This window comes from Methylocaldum sp. 14B, from assembly GCF_002005105.1.
Lineage (GTDB): Bacteria > Pseudomonadota > Gammaproteobacteria > Methylococcales > Methylococcaceae > Methylocaldum.
Genome location: NZ_MSCV01000044.1, coordinates 16,849 through 37,417, shown reverse-complemented (window position 1 = coordinate 37,417; position 20,569 = coordinate 16,849). Strand labels below are relative to the sequence as shown.

Annotated in this window: 18 protein-coding genes; 8 read left to right on the top strand and 10 right to left on the bottom strand. The window is 57.8% G+C overall.

The genetic code is table 11. The annotated features are described in order from the left end of the window. Nucleotides 1-161: 161 nt before the first annotated feature. The 6 genes from B2A78_RS23480 to surE all read right to left on the bottom strand — a co-directional run bounded on the left by B2A78_RS23480 (nt 162) and on the right by surE (nt 8,482). Nucleotides 162-2,468 (bottom strand): Tex family protein, encoded by a 2,307-nt coding sequence (locus B2A78_RS23480; RefSeq protein WP_077732482.1) that lies wholly within the window; start codon nt 2,466-2,468, stop codon nt 162-164. Between the two features lie 72 nt (nt 2,469-2,540). Then, complete coding sequence (locus tag B2A78_RS23475; RefSeq protein ID WP_077732481.1) at nt 2,541-5,219, bottom strand: bifunctional acetate--CoA ligase family protein/GNAT family N-acetyltransferase; 2,679 nt, start codon at nt 5,217-5,219, stop codon at nt 2,541-2,543. A 7-nt stretch (nt 5,220-5,226) separates the two neighbouring features. Then, nucleotides 5,227-6,423, bottom strand: a complete 1,197-nt coding sequence (locus B2A78_RS23470) for an iron-containing alcohol dehydrogenase (RefSeq protein WP_077732480.1) — start codon at nt 6,421-6,423, stop codon at nt 5,227-5,229. Next, nucleotides 6,420-7,034: a DedA family protein gene (locus tag B2A78_RS23465; RefSeq protein WP_077732479.1), complete on the bottom strand. Its 615-nt coding sequence runs from the start codon at nt 7,032-7,034 to the stop codon at nt 6,420-6,422. The genes B2A78_RS23470 and B2A78_RS23465 overlap by 4 nt, the downstream gene beginning before the upstream one ends. Before the next feature lie 36 nt (nt 7,035-7,070). Then, nucleotides 7,071-7,730 (bottom strand): protein-L-isoaspartate(D-aspartate) O-methyltransferase, encoded by a 660-nt coding sequence (locus tag B2A78_RS23460; protein ID WP_077732478.1) that lies wholly within the window; start codon nt 7,728-7,730, stop codon nt 7,071-7,073. After that, nucleotides 7,727-8,482 (bottom strand): 5'/3'-nucleotidase SurE, encoded by a 756-nt coding sequence (gene surE / locus B2A78_RS23455; RefSeq protein ID WP_077732477.1) that lies wholly within the window; start codon nt 8,480-8,482, stop codon nt 7,727-7,729. Before surE ends, B2A78_RS23460 begins: the two co-directional genes overlap by 4 nt. A 753-nt stretch (nt 8,483-9,235) precedes the next feature. On the opposite strand from surE, the gene B2A78_RS23445 reads away from it, so the two are divergent. Continuing rightward, entirely contained in the window at nt 9,236-10,162 is a 927-nt protein-coding gene (locus B2A78_RS23445; protein WP_077732475.1) for a ZIP family metal transporter, read from the top strand. A 12-nt stretch (nt 10,163-10,174) separates the two neighbouring features. Next, nucleotides 10,175-10,882 carry a TMEM165/GDT1 family protein gene (locus B2A78_RS23440; RefSeq protein ID WP_240502650.1) on the top strand — a complete coding sequence of 236 codons (708 nt, stop codon included), beginning with the start codon at nt 10,175-10,177 and terminating at the stop codon, nt 10,880-10,882. A gap of 223 nt (nt 10,883-11,105) precedes the next feature. Here the strand turns inward: B2A78_RS23440 and B2A78_RS23435 are convergent, their stop codons facing one another. Then, nucleotides 11,106-11,309, bottom strand: a complete 204-nt coding sequence (locus tag B2A78_RS23435) for a type II toxin-antitoxin system VapB family antitoxin (protein ID WP_077732474.1) — start codon at nt 11,307-11,309, stop codon at nt 11,106-11,108. A 208-nt stretch (nt 11,310-11,517) separates the two neighbouring features. On the opposite strand from B2A78_RS23435, the gene B2A78_RS23430 reads away from it, so the two are divergent. The 5 genes from B2A78_RS23430 (at nt 11,518) to B2A78_RS23410 (ending at nt 16,514) form a co-directional block, all read left to right on the top strand. After that, complete coding sequence (locus B2A78_RS23430) at nt 11,518-13,026, top strand: flagellin (protein ID WP_077732473.1); 1,509 nt, start codon at nt 11,518-11,520, stop codon at nt 13,024-13,026. Between the two features lie 124 nt (nt 13,027-13,150). After that, a complete protein-coding gene (locus tag B2A78_RS23425) occupies nt 13,151-13,540 on the top strand; it encodes a flagellar protein FlaG (protein ID WP_168175539.1) in 390 nt (129 codons plus the stop codon). A 115-nt stretch (nt 13,541-13,655) separates the two neighbouring features. Then, nucleotides 13,656-15,707 (top strand): flagellar filament capping protein FliD, encoded by a 2,052-nt coding sequence (fliD, locus tag B2A78_RS23420; protein WP_077732471.1) that lies wholly within the window; start codon nt 13,656-13,658, stop codon nt 15,705-15,707. A gap of 30 nt (nt 15,708-15,737) precedes the next feature. After that, nucleotides 15,738-16,169: a flagellar export chaperone FliS gene (fliS, locus tag B2A78_RS23415; protein WP_077732470.1), complete on the top strand. Its 432-nt coding sequence runs from the start codon at nt 15,738-15,740 to the stop codon at nt 16,167-16,169. 24 nt (nt 16,170-16,193) lie between these two features. Beyond that, nucleotides 16,194-16,514, top strand: coding sequence for a flagellar protein FliT (locus tag B2A78_RS23410; RefSeq protein WP_077732469.1), 321 nt, complete (start codon nt 16,194-16,196; stop codon nt 16,512-16,514). 57 nt (nt 16,515-16,571) lie between these two features. On the opposite strand, the gene ccsA is transcribed toward B2A78_RS23410, so the two are convergent. Beyond that, a complete protein-coding gene (gene ccsA / locus B2A78_RS23405) occupies nt 16,572-17,396 on the bottom strand; it encodes a cytochrome c biogenesis protein CcsA (protein ID WP_077732468.1) in 825 nt (274 codons plus the stop codon). A gap of 94 nt (nt 17,397-17,490) precedes the next feature. Here ccsA and ffh point away from each other — a divergent pair, with 94 nt between their 5' ends. Continuing rightward, nucleotides 17,491-18,849: a signal recognition particle protein gene (ffh, locus tag B2A78_RS23400; protein ID WP_077732467.1), complete on the top strand. Its 1,359-nt coding sequence runs from the start codon at nt 17,491-17,493 to the stop codon at nt 18,847-18,849. A 64-nt stretch (nt 18,850-18,913) separates the two neighbouring features. On the opposite strand, the gene B2A78_RS23395 is transcribed toward ffh, so the two are convergent. Both B2A78_RS23395 and hda read right to left on the bottom strand, forming a co-directional pair. Continuing rightward, entirely contained in the window at nt 18,914-19,837 is a 924-nt protein-coding gene (locus B2A78_RS23395; RefSeq protein ID WP_077732466.1) for a 2-dehydropantoate 2-reductase, read from the bottom strand. After that, the gene (gene hda / locus B2A78_RS23390; protein ID WP_077732465.1) at nt 19,834-20,532 is read right to left on the bottom strand and encodes a DnaA regulatory inactivator Hda; all 699 of its coding nucleotides are present in this window, start codon (nt 20,530-20,532) and stop codon (nt 19,834-19,836) included. Before hda ends, B2A78_RS23395 begins: the two co-directional genes overlap by 4 nt. Between the last annotated feature and the right edge of the window lie 37 nt (nt 20,533-20,569).

Below are 20,569 nucleotides of genomic sequence, written 5' to 3'. Positions count from 1 at the left end.
CCCAGTCTACGCCGGTCACTGTGGCGAAAAACGCTTAGGGCGCGAGTAAAACCGCGTCCGGTGGGGCTGTTACCGGCCGCGTATAAGAAGCGGCTTATAGCGCCGGGAGGTGGGGGATTCCGTTGGAACCCGTCGCGCCGCCGTAACCGGCGTAATGACTATCAGCCTTTCCGGAGTGCTTTGGCCAACGCCTCCGCCATGGCGCCTTGCGGTTTGGAGGAGGGTTCCTGCCGTGGCTTTTTGGCTCTGGGTTCGGCTGTCCTACCCGAGGTGCGCGACGAATCCCGCTCCGAACCGGGAGTGGGGGCCGCATCCTTTTTCATCGACAGACCGATGCGGCGTCTCGGTACGTCCACTTCCAGCACTTTCACTTTCACCACGTCTCCCGCCTTGACCACCTCGCGCGGGTCTTTGACGAACTTGTCGGACAAGTGCGAGATGTGCACCAGGCCGTCCTGGTGCACGCCGATGTCGACGAAAGCGCCGAAATTGGTGACATTGGTGACGACGCCTTCGAGCATCATGCCGGGTTTGAGGTCCTCGATCTTGTCCACGCCTTCCTTGAACTGTGCGGTCTTGAATTCCGGACGCGGATCGCGGCCGGGCTTTTCCAGCTCGCGCAGAATGTCGGTGACGGTCGGAAGGCCGAAGCGTTCGTCGGTGTAATTCTCGGCGTTGACGCCGCGTAGGAAGGCCGCGTTGCCGATCAATTCGCGGATATCCTTGCCGGTGGTGCCGATGATGCGTTCCACCACCGGATAAGCCTCGGGGTGCACGGCCGAGGTGTCGAGCGGATTGTTCCCGTTCATGATGCGGAGAAATCCGGCCGCCTGCTCGAAGGTTTTTTCTCCGAGTCGCGGGACTTTTTTGAGATCTTCGCGGCTGTTGAAAGCGCCGTTCTGGTTTCGGTATTCGACGATGTTCTGGCTGATGGTCTGGGACAGTCCGGAAACGTAACGGAGCAGCGAAGCCGAAGCCGTGTTCACGTCGACGCCCACGGCATTCACGCAGTCCTCGACCACCGCGTCGAGGCTTTTGGAGAGCTGCGACTGGTTAACATCGTGCTGGTATTGGCCGACGCCTATGGCCTTGGGTTCGATTTTTACCAGTTCGGCCAAGGGGTCCTGCAAGCGGCGGGCGATCGAAACGGCACCGCGCAGTGAGACGTCGAGATCCGGAAATTCCTTGGCGGCCAGTTCGGACGCCGAATAAACCGATGCCCCCGCCTCCGACACCATCACCTTGGTGATATTCAATTCGGGATGGCGCTTGATGAGATCGCCGACCAGCTGATCGGTCTCGCGGGAGGCGGTGCCGTTGCCCGTGGCGACCAGTTCGACGCCGTGCTGGGCGATCAGCCGGGCCAGCGTTGCGATCGATTGATCCCACTGATTTTGCGGCACGTGGGGGTAAATCGTCGCGGTTTCCAGCAGCTTGCCGGTTTTGTCCACCACCGCGACCTTGACGCCGGTGCGTAGCCCCGGATCCAGGCCCATGGTGGTGCGGGGGCCGGCGGGCGCCGCGAGCAGCAAATCCTTGAGGTTCTTGGCGAAAACCTGAATCGCCTCGGCTTCGGCGGCTTCGCGGAGGCGCTGCTTGAGGTCGAGGTCGATGCGGGTCAGGATTTTGACTTTCCAGGCGTAATGCACCGTGTCGGCCAGCCAGCGGTCCGCGGGCCGCCCTTTGTCGGCGATGCCGAAGGTCCTCGCGATCAGGCTTTCCGCGGCTTTATGCGCGGCGTCCTCATCCTTGCCGACTTTCAGGGCCAGGTCCAGCACGTCCTCGTTGCGTCCCCGGAACAGGGCCAGCGCGCGATGGGACGGGATCTTCGCGATAGGCTCGGCGAAATCGAAATAGTCCCGGAACTTCGCTCCGGCCTGTTCTTTCCCATCGGCGACCGTCGAGGCGAGGATGCCCTCGTTCCAAATTCGTTCACGCAGCTCGGCCAGAAGCCCGGCGTGCTCGGCGAACCGTTCCATGAGGATTTGCCTTGCCCCTTCCAGCGCCGCCGCGACGTCGGGAACGCCTTTGTCCGCATCGACGTATTGCTGTGCTTCCGTCTCCGGTACCAGGGACGGATCGCCAAGCAAGGCGTCGGCCAGGGGTTCCAGACCGGCTTCCCGCGCGATTTGGGCCTTGGTGCGCCGTTTGGGTTTGTAGGGAAGGTAAAGGTCTTCCAGCAGGGTCTTGGTGTCGGCGGCGAGAATGGCTTGTTCCAGCTCCGGAGTCAGCTTGTCCTGTTCTCGGATGCTGTCCAGGATGATCTGGCGGCGGTCCTCGAGTTCGCGGAGATAAGAGAGCCGAACTTCCAAGGTTCTGAGCTGCGTATCGTCCAAACCGCCCGTCGCTTCTTTACGGTAGCGCGCAATAAACGGCACCGTAGCTCCTTCGTCCAGCAGGTCCACGGCTGCCTGGACCTGTCTTTCTCGGACGCCGAGCTCTTCAGCGATACGGGCGATGATGTTCATCAACAAACCTCAAGAGTAAAAAGGGGTGAAATTTTAGCATTCGCGGATGTTTCCAAAAATCCGCCAGTAGAATCACAGTGACTTTTCGGCGATGACGATGGTGGAGTCGTCGGTTTTGGTATGACAGGTGAACGCCAGCCGTTTCATTAGGCCGAGCATTTTGACGTTGTTCGCCAGGATTTCGCCCCGCAAAGATTTGAGCCCCATCTCGCGAGCGGCGTCGATCAGGCAGGACATCAGCCGTGTACCCAACCCACGGTGCTGCCATTCGTCGGCAACCACCAGGGCGAATTCGGCGGTTTCGCCATCCGGATTGGTGAAATAGCGCGCCACGCCGAGTTCCGTTTCTTCGGCCCCGGAATCGACGATGGCGACGAGCGCCAGTTCGCGGTCGTAATCAAGCTGAGTCAAACGTATCAGCATGTCCTGACTCAATTCCTGCAAGGCGTTCATGAAGCGGAAGAATTTGGCCTCGGGCGAAAGCTGCTTCACGAAACGCTTCTCGATTTCCGCGTCTTCGGGACGGATCGGCCGAATGATGATGTTGGTGCCGTCGGCGAGCTGATACTGTCTAATCAAGTGGCCGGGATAGGGGTGGACAGCCATGTGCCCGTAGGGCCGGCGTCCAGGCTGCGGCTCATGCACCGCAATGCGGGCATCCAGGGCGAACACGCCTTGGTCGTCCGCCACCAGAGGATTGATGTCCATCTCCTTGATCTCGGGGAGTTCGCAGACCATCTCCGAGAGCCGCAGCAACACTTGCTCGATCGCCTCCAGCTTGACCGGCGGGAGGTTGCGGAACTGTCCGAGCAGCCGTGCGACACGGGTTTGGCCGATCATCGTCTGGGCGATGTGCTCGTTGAGCGGGGGCAGGGCGACCGCACGGTCCTTGAGGATTTCCACCGCCGTGCCGCCCGAGCCGAAACTCACGACCGGGCCGAAAATCGGATCGTCGACCACGCCGACCAGCAGTTCCCGGCCGTTGCGGTTACGGTACATCTTTTCGACCGTTACGCCCTCGATCCGCGCGTTCGGCCTTCGGGCTTGCACCGTCGACACCAGATCGTTATAGGCGTTCCGCACCGTCTGGGCGCTGTTGATGTTGAGCCGGACGCCGTCGACATCGGACTTGTGGGTGATGTCCGGCGACAGAATCTTCAGCGCGACCGGAAAACCCAGGTATTCGGCCGCCGATAACGCCTCGTTGGGCGAATGGGCGTTCAGCGCCGGCGGCACGGGAATGTCGAAGGCGCGCAGAACGGCGCGGGTCTCGAGCGAGGATAGCAGCGTCCGCCGTTCCGCCAGGGCGCCCTCGATGATGAGGCGGGCGCCGGTCAGGTCTGGCATCTGGTGCGAGGCCAACGGCCCCGGCACCTGCATCAGCATCTGTTGGTTACGGTGATATTCTGCCAGATAGCCGAACGCTTCGATGGCGCTCTCGGGGTTCGCGAAGGTCGGAATCTGATGTGCGGTAAACAGTTCTCGCCCTTTTTGGACGTAGGTTTCTCCCAGCCAGCAGGTGAGTATCGGCTTGCGGCTCTGTTCGGCGGCGCGAATGACGGCCTCCGCGGCTTCCGTGGGATCGGTCATGGCCTGCGGCGTGAGCAACACCAGGGCGCCGTCCACGCTTTCGTCGGCCAGACAGACCTCGACGGCCGCCCGATACCGTTCGGGGGTGGCGTCGCCCAGGATATCGACGGGATTATTGTGCGACCACTGTTTGGGCAGCACCGCGTTCAGCTTGTCGAAGGTCGGTCCGCCCAGTTCGGCGAGCCGGATGCCTTGCTCGACGGCCCGGTCGGTTGCCATCACCCCCGGTCCGCCCGCGTTGGTGATGATCACGAGGCGATTGCCTCGAACGCGGTGCTGGGTCGCGAGGAGCTGGGCGGCGGCGAAAAGCTGTTCGATGGTGGTGGCCCGAACCACGCCGGCCCTTTGCAGCGCGGCGTCGAAGACATCATCCGAACCGACCAGCGCGCCGGTGTGCGACATGGCCGCTCGGGAGCCTTCGGCATGGCGGCCGGCCTTGATCACGATCACCGGCTTCATGCGAGCCGCGGCCCTGAGCCCGCTCATGAAACGCCGCGCATCACGCACGCCTTCCACGTACATCAGGATGCTGCGGGTTTCGGGATCGAGAGCGAGATAGTCTAGGATGTCCCCGAAGGTGACATCGGCTCCGGCGCCTAAGGACACCATGGTCGAAAAACCGATGCGATGGGCGCTCGCCCAGTCCAGAATCGCCGTGCAAAGCGCTCCCGACTGGGAGACCAGGGCGAGCGAACCCGGTTCCGCGACATTATTGCTGAAAGTGGCATTGAGGCCGACCGAAGGGCGCATCAGCCCCAGGCAGTTGGGACCGAGAATCCGGAGCCCATAGCGCTTGCCTTCTTCCAGCAAGGCCCGCTCCAGCATTCGGCCGTTGCCCTCCTGTTCGGCAAATCCCGCCGAAATGACGATGGCGGCCTTGACCCCTTGTTGGCCGCAAGCGCGGATGATGAGGGGGACGGTGGCGGCCGGTGTGGCGATGATCGCGAGATCCACGTGTTCCTTCACCTCTTCGATCGACGAGAAACAGACCTGATCCCGGACCAGTTGATACTTGGGATTGATCGGGTAGATCGGGCCTTGAAAACCGCCGTCCAAGAGATTTTGATAGATCCGTGCGCCGACCGAGTCGGGCAACTCGCTGGCCCCGAACACGGCTATGGACTTCGGGCTGAACAAATGCTCGAGGTAATGGCGTGCCATATCGGCCTCAGATTCTGGTGAGGAGGATTTCGCCGATTTCGCCGTCGGTGAGCGTTACCGGATTTGTCTGCATGCTGGTGCCGCGGGCGTTGGCGACGATCTTAGGGATGTGCGCCGATTCCACGCCGAAATGGCCGAGGCGCTTCAGAGCCAGCCGTTCGGTCCAATCGTGCAACTGTTCGACCAAGGCGTTGCAAGCTTCCATCTGGGTTTTGAAGCCATGGCCGGTCAGGAGTTCGGCGATACCGGCGTATTTCTTCAAGGCCGGATTCTCCGGAGCTCTCTCCCGCAGCGCGCGGATATTGATGGCCGTGGCTTCGGCGAGCAGGGTGCCGCAGGCGAGACCGTGGGGTATCGGATAGAAAGCACCCAGCGGCGCGGCGAGCCCGTGTACCGAGCCCAGTCCCGCCTGCGCCAGGGTGACGCCGGACACGAGCGATGCATAAGCGATGGCGCTGCGCCCGGCTCGGGCTTGCTCGCCGTCGCCTCCTTTCAATGCTGCGACGAACCCGCCGCAAAATGCTTCCATGCCGCTTTTCGCGAGGGCGTCGGTCATCGGGTTGGCGCGAGCGGAAACGTACGATTCCAATAATTGCGTGAAGGCGTCCATGCCGTCGGCGGCGATGAGATCCGGCGGGCAAGTGTCGAGCAGATCGGGATCGACGATCGCGTATTCGGGAACCAGGCAGTCATGGCGGAACGATTTCTTGAAGCCGTGCTCGCCGCGCACGCTCAAGACGGCGTTCTTGGTCGCTTCGCTGCCGGTGCCGGCGGTGGTGGGCACGGCGATGAACGGCGTAGCAGGTCCGGTGTAAGGAATGTTACGGCCTACGCCCTCGAGGTGATCCATGACCGAATTGCCGTGGGGCAGGAGTCCCGCGATGGCCTTGGCGGCGTCCAGCACGCTGCCGCCCCCGATGGCGACCACCAGGCCGATGTTGCGGCCATGAAAGGCGGCGACAGCATCGTCCACCAACTGCGGCGTGGGCTCGTCACTGACGGTCATGTGTTCGAAGATCATGCCCTGCTCGGTCAAGTTATCCGTCAGCCAGGGCCAGCGCGACGACGAGCGGAAGGAGCGCACTCCGGTGACGAGCAGCGCTTTGTGACCGTAGGAGCGAGCCAGTTTCGGCAGTTCCGCCAATTGGCCGGAACCGAAAAGAATGCGGGGAAGGCGGGAAATCGAAAATACGGGGATAGTCATGAGTGCGTCTGGCTGCGGGTCCTGCGGCGATGGATCGCGACATAAATTCCAACCAGGACGATGCTGAATATGATCACGTCGATGACCGCGTGTTCCGAATAGCGCGCGATCAGCTCCTGGTTTTCACCGATGAAATAGCCGATCCAGCTGAGCACCGATACCCAGATCCCCGCCCCGAGCAGCGTGTAAAAGCTGAACTTGAGATGATTCATGTTGGCGAGGCCGGCCGGTAACGAGATCAGATGTCTCGCTACGGGCAGGAGGCGGCCGACGAAGGTGGAGATTTCACCATGTGCCAAGAAAAACTTCTCCACACGGTTGAAGTGCTCCTCGGTAATCCAGACGTATTTGCCGTATTTGATCAGGAGCGGCCTGCCCAGCCAGCGCGCGACGAAATAGTTGGCGTAAGCCCCGACCAGGCTTCCCGCCGTTCCGCTGAGGATCACCAGGGTCATGTCCATCTTGCCCTGCTGGGCCAGATAGCCCGCGGGCGGCATGACGATTTCGCTGGGGATGGGGAAAACCGAGCTTTCCATGGCCATCAGCAGAAAAATTCCGGTGTAGCCCATCGCGCCGATGGTCGTCACCAGCCAATTGATCAGTTCATGCATCGGGAATTCCTTAATCCTGAAAGAGAGGGCTGTTTGTCAAAGCAATCCGCCTTGCAGAGGCACGAAGCTGACAGGTTCGATGATTTCCGCCTGAAACCCGACTTCCGTGCGCGTAATCCGCTGTAGAAACTGCTCGCGTCCGTCGCCGATGGGTATCACCATGACACCACCCCGTGCCATTTGGTCGAGCAGTGGCTGCGGCAGCTCCGGCGGTGCCGCGGTGACGATGATGCCGTCGTAGGGCGCGTAATCGTCCCAGCCCCAGCCGCCGTCACTGTGCTTCATGCGCACATTGCGCAGGTGAAGATCCTGAATGCAGCGGCGGGCGCGCTGCTGAAGGGGGTAAATGCGTTCCACCGAATGAACCCGCTTTACGAGTTGCGCCAATACAGCGGTCTGGTAACCCGAGCCGGTGCCGACTTCGAGCACCTTGTCCAACGGGCCTTTTTCCAGCAGCAGTTCGGTCATGCGAGCCACGATATAAGGCTGGGAGATCGTCTGGTTGAATCCGATCGGGAGCGCCGTGTCTTCGTACGCACGGCTCGCGAAAGCCTCTTCGACAAAAATATGTCTGGGCGTTTCCAGCATGACGGCTAGCACAGACTGATTGCTGATTCCTTGTTCCTTCAATCGGCTGACCATGCGCTCCCGCGTTCTGCGGGAGGTCATGCCGATACCCTGAAGCCGACGGTTCATGGAATAACCTCACGCGGAAGCCAGTCGGCCAATCGCTGAAGACTTTCGTAACGGGTCAAATCGATTTGCAAAGGTGTGACGGATACGTAGTTGTTGCGTATGGCGTGAAAATCGGTGCCGGGTCCGGCATCTTGCTCCGGACCGGCGGAGCCGATCCAGTAGATCTCGCGCCCGCGCGGGTCGGTCGTCCGGATCACGGGTTCGGCCTTGTGGCGCTGGCCCAGACGAGTGGATTGGAAGCCACGAAGCTCTGTCAGGGGAATATCGGGCACGTTGACGTTCAGTATAGTATCGGCCGGCAAGGGGTGTTCCTGGATCTGTTTGAGCAAGGTGACGGCAACTTGGGCTGCCGTGTCGAAGTGCTGCGGATTGCTCGACGCCAAGGAGACCGCGACCGCCGGAAGCCCCAAAAAACGCCCTTCGGTGGCTGCCGCCACCGTGCCGGAGTAGATAACGTCATCTCCCAGGTTGGAACCGTGATTGATGCCGGCGAACACCATGTCCGGCTCCTCATGTAACAATCCCGTGATAGCCAAATGCACGCAATCGGTCGGTGTGCCGTCGATCTTGATGAAGCCGCTTTCGGTTTGGCTGACGCGCAAAGGTCTGTCCAAGGTTAGCGAATTGCTCGCTCCGCTGCGGTTTCGTTCGGGGGCAACAACCGTCAGTCGCGCCCGTTGCCCCAGCGCATTTGCCAAGGCGATCAGTCCTTGGGCGGAATAACCGTCGTCGTTGCTCAACAATATATGCATCAGGCATGCTCCCCCTATTCCTTGACCATTTTACACAAGAACCGGGCCAGTCGGCGCATCTGCTGCGATAGGCGGCTGATGGTCGGCGGGTACAGCCGGCTTCAACTGTCGATAACAGATAAGGGGAATTGCGGCATTGGCGGCTCTGCCTTGACGCTGGTTAACGAATCCTCGACGATTGCAAGATTGTCATGGAAGTCGTCACCCCGGCAGGGAAGGGTCATCCGGGCGCTCCCCGGATGACCGTTTGCGATTGGATTGCCGGGGTCCAGAGGCCATGGATGGCAGAGGCGGATCACATCCCTGTGCCCTGGATTCATGCCGGGCTGTCCTGCCCGGCACCCTTCGGGCGCGATGCGTGCAAACCGGGCGTCCTGCCGGTTTGTCATGCCGGGCTGTCCTGCCCGGCACCCTTCGGGCGCGATGCGTGCAAACCGGGCGTCCTGCCGGTTTGTCCGGCACAAATTCGCCCGGAGCGACCATTCGGCCGAGAGCCGAATGGGACAAACGAAGTTTGCCCAACGGGCGAAAGCCAAGGACGGCTTTGGTCTATTTGGACGTGCGCAGCACGGTCCGAAGGACGAGTCCCAGGGAAGGGGCGAGCACAAAACCGTCGGGAACGGTTTTGGACCGCCTGCGGCGGGTCCGAAGGACGAACCCCAAGGACGGGGTGAGCACTCCCTGCCGGAATGACGGTAAGAAAAATGTATAGATATGGTCCATCCGAACTTACCCCACCAAGGATTTCATCCGATGAACTCGCAACGTTTGAATATGCTGGCCGAGAAGCTCCGCGCCAACGCTCTGTATCAGAAATATGCTCGCCTGCCGACGCTAGCTCAAAAGCTTATCCTGGTGAGCTCGATCACTTTCCTGACGACCTTGTTTCTGGTCGTGATGTATTTCTTTGTCGATCCGATCATCGCCATGGGGGCCTTCGCCAGCATTCTGGCTGGATTGGCCACGGGATTCGGTGCCTTGCCCGCTCTACTGTTCAAGGATGTTTCCAGCAGGACCCTTTATCTGATGCTGGGCGGAGCCGCCGGCGTGATGCTGGCAGCCACGGCGTTCTCGCTTATCGTTCCGGGCATCCAGGCCGGCAATCAGCTGTGGCCGGGTCTCGGTGTGTACGTGGTTGCGGCGGGGGTCATGATCGGCGCGGTTTTTCTGGTATTGGCGGATAGTTGGCTGCCGTATGAGCGGTTTCTGGGCGAAAGCGGAGAAACCTTCGACTCGCTGCGAAAGATTTGGCTCTTTATCGCCGCGATCGTCATGCACAACCTGCCGGAAGGCATGGCCGTCGGCGTAAGTTTCGGTTCCGGCGACTGGCACAACGGAGCAGCCTTGGCGATCGCGGTCGGTCTGCAGAATATCCCGGAAGGCTTGGCGGTGGCGATGCCGCTGGTGGCCCTGGGCTATCGGCGGCAACAGGCGGTATTGATCGCGACCTTGACGGGGCTGATCGAGCCGGTCGGCGGCTTTCTCGGCGTTGCCGCAGTCACGATGTTCTTGCCTTTATTGCCTATCGGTATGGCGTTCGCCGCCGGAGCCATGCTGTTCGTCATCAGCGACGACATCATTCCCGAAACCCAATCCCAGGGCAAAGCGCGCTATGCGACCTTTGCGCTGATGTTTGGCTTCATCATCATGATGATTTTGGACAACCTGATCACGACCTGAGTATCCGACCCTGTGGCTTGCAATCTGATTAACGAAGTAGGGGTGTGGCTGGATCGAAGCCTGCCGGCGATCGACTGGGCACGGTGGTGGGCGTCGTCGGGTACCGCGTTCGCGCTGGTCGCAGCAGCCGAGTTCGGCGACAAAAGCCAGCTGGTATGCATGACTTTGGCTGTGCGGCACCGGCATTGGCCTATTCTGCTCGGCGCCGTGTTCGCTTTTGCCGTCTTGAATCTAGTCGCCGTAGTCTTCGGAGCGGCGGCAGCCCGGTGGCTGCCCGATTCCGTGGTGTCCCTGGCGGTCGCTCTCTTGTTTGCGGTCTTCGGCGTGAAAGCTTTGCTTTTTAGGGAGGAAGAGGAGGGCGAGTTCATCAAGGCAAAAACCGGTCACGGCATCTTTTTGACGACCTTCCTGATGATTTTCCTTGCCGAATTCGGCGATAAAACTCAACTGGCGGTCGCCGGTTTAGGTGCGGCAGCACCGCCTGTGCCGGTTTGGCTTGGCGCCACCGCGGCTCTGGGCGTGACGTCCGCGTTAGGGATTTGGGCAGGCGCCACACTGCTCCGGAAGACGCCTCAGCGGGCGCTACATATCGCTAGCGGTTTGTTGTTTCTGGGATTCGCGGTTTTTGCGGCGTCCAGAATAGTGCCCGAGGAGTTATGGAGCTGGCTACAAAGCAGCTTCGATCGATTCGTCTCCACCGTTCGAGAACTGTTTTCATAACGCGCCGACAGCCGAAGTCGTTTCAGTCCGGGCTGCCGGTCAAGCCAGAGCTGTAGGATGCGGTGAGCGAAGTGAACCGCATCGTTCGCGATCTGGTCAGGCCAGATTCAATTCCTCCACCACGATACGCCGCCATCCAGTATTCGGCGGAACTGTTCCGTAGCGGGGTTTCCCCTTTGCCGTAGGAGATCGATCCATACCGAAGTATCCGCCAAATACATGCTTAGCTCTGCTCGGCGCGCAGTGTCTTGGAATCGTAGTTCGGGTCGATTTCCACCGTAGCGATCAAGTCCCGAACGTCCTTCCGTTTTCGATTGGCCACGAACTCCCGGAGTGCCCGCTCGACCAGTTCACGCTTAGTCTTGGCATCGGAATACTTGAAAGCCTCTCTGACCTGCTCGTCGTTAAGAACGATGTTCGTACGCATATCAATACACTTCCTGGGGCGTATTTTGGCGCCATGCCGGAGGCGACGTCATAGGAAACAGCGCATCTTGGCCATAACTTAAGGCCGACAGAAAAACCTTTAAAGTTTCCGCCGTGGTGTCCGATAACGTTTACGAGAGTTGAATGCACAGCGCTGATGTCCTTGAGCTCGTCGATTTGAAAAATCCTAAAAGTTGAAGGAGACGATCATGTCCCAAGTGATTAATACCAATATTTCCTCGCTTAACGCTCAGCGCCAGTTGCTGAAGTCATCCAACGCGATGCAGACTGCAATGCAACGCTTGTCGTCCGGTGTGCGCATTAATAGCGCAAAAGACGACGCAGCCGGCCTTGCCATTGCAGACCGGATGACCGCGCAAATTAAAGGTTTGAATCAGGCCGCCCGAAATGCCAACGACGGCATTTCCATCGCGCAAGTCGCCGAAGGCGCCTTGGGAGAGGTCACGAACGCGCTGCAGCGTATGAGGGAACTGGCCGTACAATCCGCCAACGATACCAATACCGCGACCGATCGTGCTTCCCTGCAGAAGGAAGTGGCTCAGTTGCAGCAGGAGATTACCCGTATCGCCACTCAAACCCAATTCAACGGAAAAAATCTGCTGGATGGCTCGTTCACGAGTGCGAAATTTCAGGTTGGTGCGTATGCCGATCAGACGATCAGTTTCTCGATCGGGAACAGCAAGGCGACCAATATCGGATCGAACAGTCTCACCAATACGACGGGTACTGCGGTAGAGGCGGCGGCGGCAAGTGCTGATAAGACTGCTTTGACCGCTCTCAACCGTGTTGCGGCACAAAATCTAACGGTTACCGGGAATATCGGGTCCGCGACCTTGGCCGTAGCAAACAATGATTCAGCCAATGCGATCGCGACGGCTGTGAATAACGCCACGGCATCCACGGGCGTAACGGCAACGGCGCTGACTAAAGCAACTCTTTCCGGTCTAGCCGCTGCCGGTACGTTGACGTTTAATTTGTATGGTTCGAACAGCAGCGCCGTTGCGATCTCGGCAAACGTCTCCAGTACTGGCGATCTCACTTCGCTGGCGGAAGCCATTAATGGTGCGGCGGCAAGTACCGGTATCACCGCAGAACTGGATGCTTCGAGAAGTTCGATCACGCTGAGCCAAGCCGAAGGTTACGATATTGTCATCGAAGACTTTTTAAATAGCGCCGGCGCGGGCGGTACTATCAATTTCCAAGGCTTGAACGCTGACACCGGGGCAACGGAAGGTGCCGCCGCTACCTTGGGCGCAGCGGTGGGAACAGACTCTAGTAAAGTGGTCGGAACCCTCATGTTTAGCTCCGCAAGCTCGTACACCGTCACCACGGATACGACGGGTACCTTGTTCAGTGCAGCGACGAATGCAAGCACTCTAAGTGCAGTGGGAAGCATTAACGTCGGTACTCAGTCGGGGGCAAACTCGGCTATTAAGTCTGTCGATGGTGCACTCGCTTTCGTTGACGACCTCCGCGCCACCCTGGGCGCTGTCCAAAACCGCTTCAGCTCAGCGGTAGCCAATATGCAGGCCACTTCGCAAAACATCAGCGCCGCAAGAAGCCGTGTGTTCGATGCCGATTTCGCGGCTGAAACGTCCGAGCTGAGCCGGAATCAGATCCTGCAGCAGGCCGGTACGGCAATGTTGGCACAGGCGAATGCCTCAACCCAAAACGTGCTCTCGCTGCTTCGGGGTTAATTTCCGAGCTGGCTAAACCGGAAAGCGGGAACACTGAGGCGTTCCCGCTTTCTTCTTCGAGCAATAGGAGATCGATATGGAAGCCCCGATAGCTTTAGGCAATGTAACGGCTCTGAAGCCGAACATGGTGCGCCGCCAGACGGCAGACGAGGTGGGCTCTGAAACCCTCGCCGCAGCGGGAAGCACCGGGGCGGTAGAGCAGGTTTCTACGGTTAGGGCGGTTCCCCCGGCTTTGGCCGCCGAGGCGTTTGCTTCCTCGGGAAGAGAAGGAGAGAAGCGGCAGGACGAAGTCGCCCATGCCGTGCGCAATTTCAACGAATTTTTTCAAATGGTGCGGAGAACGGTCCAGTTTTCCATTGACGAAGATTCGGGCCGAACGATAGTGCAAGTCAGGGATGCCGAAACCGATGAACTTATTCGCCAAATCCCCTCGGAAGAGATTTTGCGACTCGCAAAACATTTAGACGAATTCAAAGATGGATTTAAAGGCATGTTGTTGAAAGAAAAAGTGTGAGTTTGGAGGGTTTGTCGGTTCGGCTGACGAGTCCGCGCGGCCGAATCGGTCCAAGCGTAAGGCGCGGATATATCCTTATCGGGACAGAGCGGCAACAGGCAAGGCGGAGGGTTTGATGGCAGGTATTACATCGACGGGGCTCGGATCCGGCCTCAATATATCCAGCATGGTCAGCCAATTGGTGCAGGCGGAGCGTGCTCCGTTCGCTGCCCGTTTGGATCGGCAAGAAGCCGAGATCCAATCCAAGATTTCCTCGTTTGGAAATTTCAAGAGCGCTTTATCGGCTTTTCGGGATAGCCTCTCGGCGTTGAAAAACCTGAGTAGTTTTCAAAAGATCGGCGCAACTTCCAGCGACAGCAGTATTGTCAGTGCTTCGGCGGAAAGCAATGCCGATCTGGGTAATTACAAGATCGAGGTCAAGCAACTCGCGCAGAGCCACGCACTGGCAACCGGTTACTTCGCATCGGCCAACGCAGTGGTTGGAACCGGGACTTTGACGCTGAAATTCGGCACTACGGACTATACGCCGCCGGTGGATGCCACCCCGGGTAGTTATAACGGATTTACCCAAAATCGCGACAAAGGCACGCTGACCCTTGAGATCGACTCGAGCAACAATACCCTCAGCGGCATCCGAGATGCTATCAACAACGCCAAGGCCGGAGTGACTGCGGTTATAGTCAACGATAGCGGCGGTTCTCGCCTTGTACTGAATTCGAGTGAAACCGGCGCCGAGAACAGCTTGCAGATCAGCGTAGCCGATGATGATGGAAATTCGGTCGACGCCTCAGGCCTGTCCGTCCTGTCTTTTAATGTCGCCGCTGCTAACCTCCAGCAGACCCAGATGGCGTTGGACTCGAAAATCGCTATCAATGGACTTGAGGTTACCAATGCGAGCAACACGATCAAAGATGCTCTTAAAGGGGTGACGTTAAATCTTCAATCCGCTCAATCCGAGAAGATCGTCAATGTGTCGGTCAGCCAGAGCAATGACGACATCAAAAAGCTTATAGAAGGTTTCGTAAAAAGTTTTAACGAATTGGCAAAGACGGACCGAAGCTTAACCGGCTATGACGCAGCCCAGAAAGCAGGCGGAATTTTACAGGGCGATCCCACGGTACGCGGCGGTATGGGGCAGCTTCGCTCGGAACTGGGACGATTTATCCAAGGTCTCGAAGGTTCGGCGAAAACCTTGGCCCATATAGGAATCCGAACGCAAAGAGACGGCACCCTCAATTTGGACAGTTCCAAGCTAAACGAGGCGCTAAATGCGGATCGGAGCAGCGTAGCCGCTTTGTTTGCGGCTATCGGGCGTCCCACGGATTCCGGGGTGATATATTCCAGCAATACCGTCGATACCAAGCCGGGAACTTATGCGGTCAACATTACCCAAGCAGCTACCCAGGGCTTTCTGAACGGCGGTGCCGTCAATTCATTGGTGGTGGACGGCGACAACGACACCTTCAAGATCAAAGTCGATGGGGTCTTGTCGGCAGATATCACCTTGACGCAAGCGACCTATAGCAATCATGCGGCTCTGGCGGCAGAGATTCAATCCCGCATCAATGGCGACAGTGCCCTCAAAGCAAAAGGTATTTCAGTCGGCGTGAGTTATGACGATGTCAATAATCGATTTGTCATTCAATCCAAAAATTATGGCTCGGAGTCTCAAGTTGAAATCACGCAGGTCGATATTAATAGTGAAGCGACCTTGGGATTAAAGCTCGCCTCTAGTTCGACGGAGGGCACCGGGGGCATGGATGTCGCCGGAAGCATCGGAGGTTTGGAGGCAACGGGCAAAGGGCAAGAATTGACCGCAACGGCGGGCGATGCCCAGGGGCTTAAGCTTCTGATCTCGGATACCAAGACCGGCGACCGGGGCGAGGTTGGTTTTTCCCGTGGGCTGATAGAACGACTGGACAAGGTGCTTGCCGGATTGTTGGACAGTAAAGGAGCCATAAAGGCGCGTACTGACGGTCTGGAAAAGAATCTCGAGAAAATTCAAGAAAGCCGAGAGCGTTTAGAGAGTCGAATGAGTGATTTCGAAAAGCGTCTTCTGGATCGATTCAATAAGATGGATGCTCTTTTGGGGCAGTTTCAGAGTATCAGCAGTTATTTGAGTCAGCAGTTGGCCGCTTTGCCATTGGCTAACCAAAACAAGAAATAAGAAATAAGAAATAAGAAGAGGTTATACGCCATGAGACCCGCTCAGTTTGCATTGAATCAGTATCGGCAAACTACCGTGCAGGCGAGTGCCGAGTACGCCGATCCGCATACTCTGATAATGATGCTTTTTAATGGGCTGAACGAAAAAATTTCCGTTGCCAAGGGCGCGATACAAAGGGGGGAGCTCGCCGAGAAGGGCCAAGCCATCGGCCGTGCAATTGAAATCGTCGGCTACCTCCAAGCCTGTCTGGACTTGGATAACGGCGGCGAAATCGCGGTAAATCTGGATCGACTTTATACCTATGTTACCGAGCAGCTGTTTTACGCCAGCGCGCAAAACGATCAGAGTGCCCTGGACGAAGTCGGCGGTTTGATAAAGGAGATCAAGAGTGCCTGGGAAGCGATACGAGAGCCGGTTCCGTCTCAGACTGTTGAAAACAGGTTAGCTTCAGCAAGCTTTTAATCGTCCGAGACCGGGTATGCCGCGATGTCAGATCTGACGCCCGAAACCGAGAAGCTTCTTGCAATGTGCCGTTCGATCCTAACGGCGGCCGAAGGTATGGAGTGGGAGAGGGTTGCTCGGCTGGAGAGGGAACGGATGCCCCTGATTGAGAAACTGTTTTCGCCGGCCTATCTTAAGAAAAGCGATAACGAGTCTTTGGTTCGTTTAGTCGAGGAAGTGCAGACCATCGACGGGAAGGTTATGTCTTTGATTGAGGCGGAAAGAAACCAAGCTGCTCAAGAACTACGCATGCTCAGAAACTCCCGGCAACGCGAGCAAGCTTATCGATCGGCTGAAAATGAGTGAGTTCAAAGAGTCCGGACACGCACTCGCATTCCGGGACCAGGGTCGGTGTCCGCACCATCAAGCCCGGTTCAATATCCATTCCAATACCATCTTGCTGCCGAAATAGGCCAGCATTAGCGACACAAAGCCTCCTAGCGTCCAGCGGATAGCTATGGTTCCCCGCCAGCCGTAGCGAGCTCGTCCGATCAGTAGTACGCCGAACAAGACCCAGGCAAGGATGGACAGCACGGTCTTATGGGCCAAATGCTGAGCGAACATGTCTTCCAGAAAAATAAAGCCTGTGAGCAGTGACACGCTAAGAAACACGAACCCGGCCGCAATCAGCTGAAACAACAGGGATTCCATGGTTTGCAGAGGCGGGAGCGAGCGTAGCAAGAGATCGGAATGGTGGCTGCGCAGCCGCCAGTCCTGAAACGCCAGCAGCGCTGCCTGAAAGGCGGCAATATTGAGAAAACTGTAAGCGAGCATGGAGACCACGATGTGAATGGTCAAAGGCCAGGAAAGGTCTTTCACCGTGTGAACGCTCTCCGGGATGCTGAGTTTTAGCAGAAGGACCAGCGCGGCCATCGGAAAAATCACCATCCCGAGTTTATCCACCGGTTTCGCGAGAGCCGTCAGGAGCAAGATGGCTACGATCACCCAAGCCACTAACGACATCGCGCTCAGAAAGCTGAGGTTGAGTCCTTCGTTAGTCTGAAAGCCGCTGGTGAGCGCAAGCCCGTGCAAAACGGCGGCGAACCAACCGAGTGTCAAGGGTTTCAACCGCCGAAGCGTGGGTGTCTCCATGGCCGCATAGTCGTTCTCGCGCAGCGAGCGAATCAGGGTAAGAGCGGCAGCGACATAAGTGGCGATCGCCATGGCGCCAAACAGCGTAGAATTCATTTAAATCATGTCCTCCTGAGCTCTCTAGTCTGGCATAATGGCCGATCAAGATGAAGTAATCTGGGTATTTCCATAGCCCGTAGGATTAAGAGCCATGTTTGACAACCTTACCGAACGTTTAACCCAATCGCTCAAAAAAATTCGCGGTCAGGGCCGATTGACCGAGAGCAATGTTCAGGACACCTTGCGAGAGGTGCGTATGGCCCTCTTGGAAGCCGATGTGGCTCTACCGGTCGTCAAGGATTTCATCGAGCACGTCAAGACACGCGCCTTGGGGCAGGAAGTTCAGTCCAGCCTTACGCCCGGGCAGGCGCTAGTGAAGATCGTCAATGAAGAATTGATCGCCATCATGGGCAGTGCCCACGAGCGGCTCAGTCTGGCGACGCAGCCGCCGGCGGTGATTCTGATGGCAGGTCTCCAAGGCGCCGGTAAAACCACCACGGTTGCCAAGCTGGCCCGCTGGCTCAAGGATAACGAGCGCAAGTCCGTAGTGGTCGCGAGCGCCGATATCTATCGTCCGGCCGCTATCGATCAACTGCAAACTCTTGCCGCTGAGGTGGGCGCCGATTTTTTTCCGAGCGATCCGACGCAGAATCCGGTGGATATCGCTCGCAACGCCGTCGAATATGGCCGGAAGAAATACAAGGATGTCGTCATTATCGACACGGCCGGCCGTCTTCATATCGATGACGAGATGATGGAGGAAATCAGACAGATTCACTCCGCCATCAACCCGATCGAAACGCTGTTCGTGGTCGATTCGATGACCGGTCAGGACGCCGCCAATACCGCGAAAGCATTCGGCGACGCACTTACCCTGACCGGTGTCGTTCTGACCAAAACCGACGGCGATGCCAGAGGTGGCGCGGCGTTGTCGGTTCGCCACATTACGGGCAAGCCCATCAAATTCTTGGGTGTGGGTGAAAAGACAGCTGCCTTGGAACGTTTTCACCCCGATCGAATCGCGTCCCGAATCTTGGGCATGGGCGATGTCCTGAGTCTGATTGAGGAGGCCGAGCGCAAGATCGATAAGACGAAAGCCGAAAAACTGGTCAAGAAGATTCAGAAGGGCAAGTCTTTCGACTTGAACGACTATCGCGATCAACTGCTGCAGTTGAAGAATCTGGGCGGCGTCGCCGCAATGTTCGACAAGCTTCCCGGCATGGCAAACGTGCCGCAGCACGTGAAGGAAAAAGTGAACGACAAGGAAATGATTCAGCAGATCGCCATCATCAACTCGATGACCAAGCAGGAACGGGCATTTCCGGATGTGATCAACAACTCGCGAAAACAGCGCATCGCAAAAGGCGCGGGCACGGATATGCAGAACATCAACCGTCTGCTCAAGCAGTATGATCAGATGCAGAAGATGATGAAGAAATTCAAGAAGGGCAATCTGATGAACATGCTGCGAGGGATGAAGGGCAATCTAGGACGGGGGATGCCGTTTTAGGGCGATTCTTGATTTGGCATCACGCCCGCCTCACGCGGGCGTAATTTCGATTTGTGGCAGCGGGTTATCCGGTTCGACGGCTCAACTCTCTGAGCTTCATCAAAGCATAAACCGATTCAAGATGGGGAATCGGCACGCCTGCGTTCCATCCCGCCCTCACGGCATTACCTAGAATGGCCTCCGTTTCCATCGGCCGACCGGCCTCGAAATCCAGCAGCATACTGGTCTTGTATGGCGGCATCTTGTAGGTGCTCTCGATGTTTTTATCGACGGTATCTTCGGGCAACGGATGTCCCGTGGCTTTGGCGATCAGGCAAACCTCTTCCATGATGGCCCGAACGAAAGACTCTTGAGTCGAGAGTATGTCATTCGTGCTGAGCCCCGCGGAGAGGACCGACAGCGGGTTGAAGGGCGCGTTCCAAACGCATTTTTGCCAGCGGGCGGCAACGATATCCTCGGAGGCGACGCATGTAATGCCGGATCGCTCGAATACTCTACAAAGCGCCAGAGCTTTTTCCGAAAGCCCCTGCGGATAATTGCCCAAGGCTAGCCGGCCGTAAGCCTGGTGCCAGATTTTGCCGGGTGCGGTGCGGGTGACGCATATGAATGCGAGGCCGCTGATCAGTTCGTTATCGGGAAAGGCTTTCGCGATTTCGTCTTCGATGTCGATGCCGTTGGAAACGAGAACGATGGACGTGTCGGGTCCCACGGCGTCTTTCAGAAGGCTGATGCGATCGGCGTTTTCGACCACTTTGATGCACAAGAGAACGTAGTCGGGCTTTTCGGTCAATTCGGCCGCGTTGCGTACGACGGTGTGGGGCCGGAAGTGATAAGCGCCCAGTTTGGTGTCGCTCGTAATGTCTATGCCATGAGCTTTGACGTGTTCGTAGTCGGAACGGGCGATCATCGAAACTTTAGCGCCCTGCTTGGCGAGCAGTGAACCGTAAAAGCTGCCGACCGCTCCTGAACCTATGACGAGTACCTTCATGTCGATTCTTCCAGATAGTTCTTGAGAAAAGGAATCGTGAGCTTGCGCTTAGCGGCTAGGGTCGCGTGGTCCAATTCGTCCAGCAAGCGCTTCAAGGAGGAAAGATCTCGGTGATAATGAGAAAGCAAGAAGCGTCCGACTTGTGGCGACAGATCTAAGCCCAGCGAGCGGGCATAGGCGCCGAGGACGATTAGTTTATCCTCGTCGTTCAATGGTTGCAGGCGCAAGGTTAATCCCCAGCCTAAGCGGGTTTTGAGGTCGGGCAAACGGATCGCAAGTTCGGCGGGCGGCACGCCGGCAGCGGCAATGAGGCGATTGCCGTGGTCTCGCAAACAATTGAACAAATTGAATAAAGCTCGTTCCCAGGCATCGTCTCCGGCGACGGAATCGACATCGTCCAGGCAAACCAGATCCTGATGCTCCAGGCCATCGAGCACGCCGGGACCGTACTCGCGGAGGCCGGATAGCGGCAGATAAGAGACCGACAAGCCGCTTTGACACGCTTCCCGACAGCAGGCATTGAGCAAGTGGCTCTTGCCGGTGCCCGGTTCACCCCACAAAAAAATCAGCGTTTCGCCCCGACCGCTGGCGGCATGTTTTAGATGAGCGACGATTTCGGCGTTGGCTCCCGAGTGGTATTGCAGAAAACCCAGTTCGGGATTGAAAGCGAAGCGCAGGGGGAGTTGCTTCGCCATGAGTTCAAAAATGTTTAACCGTCGCGGCGTATTGCAG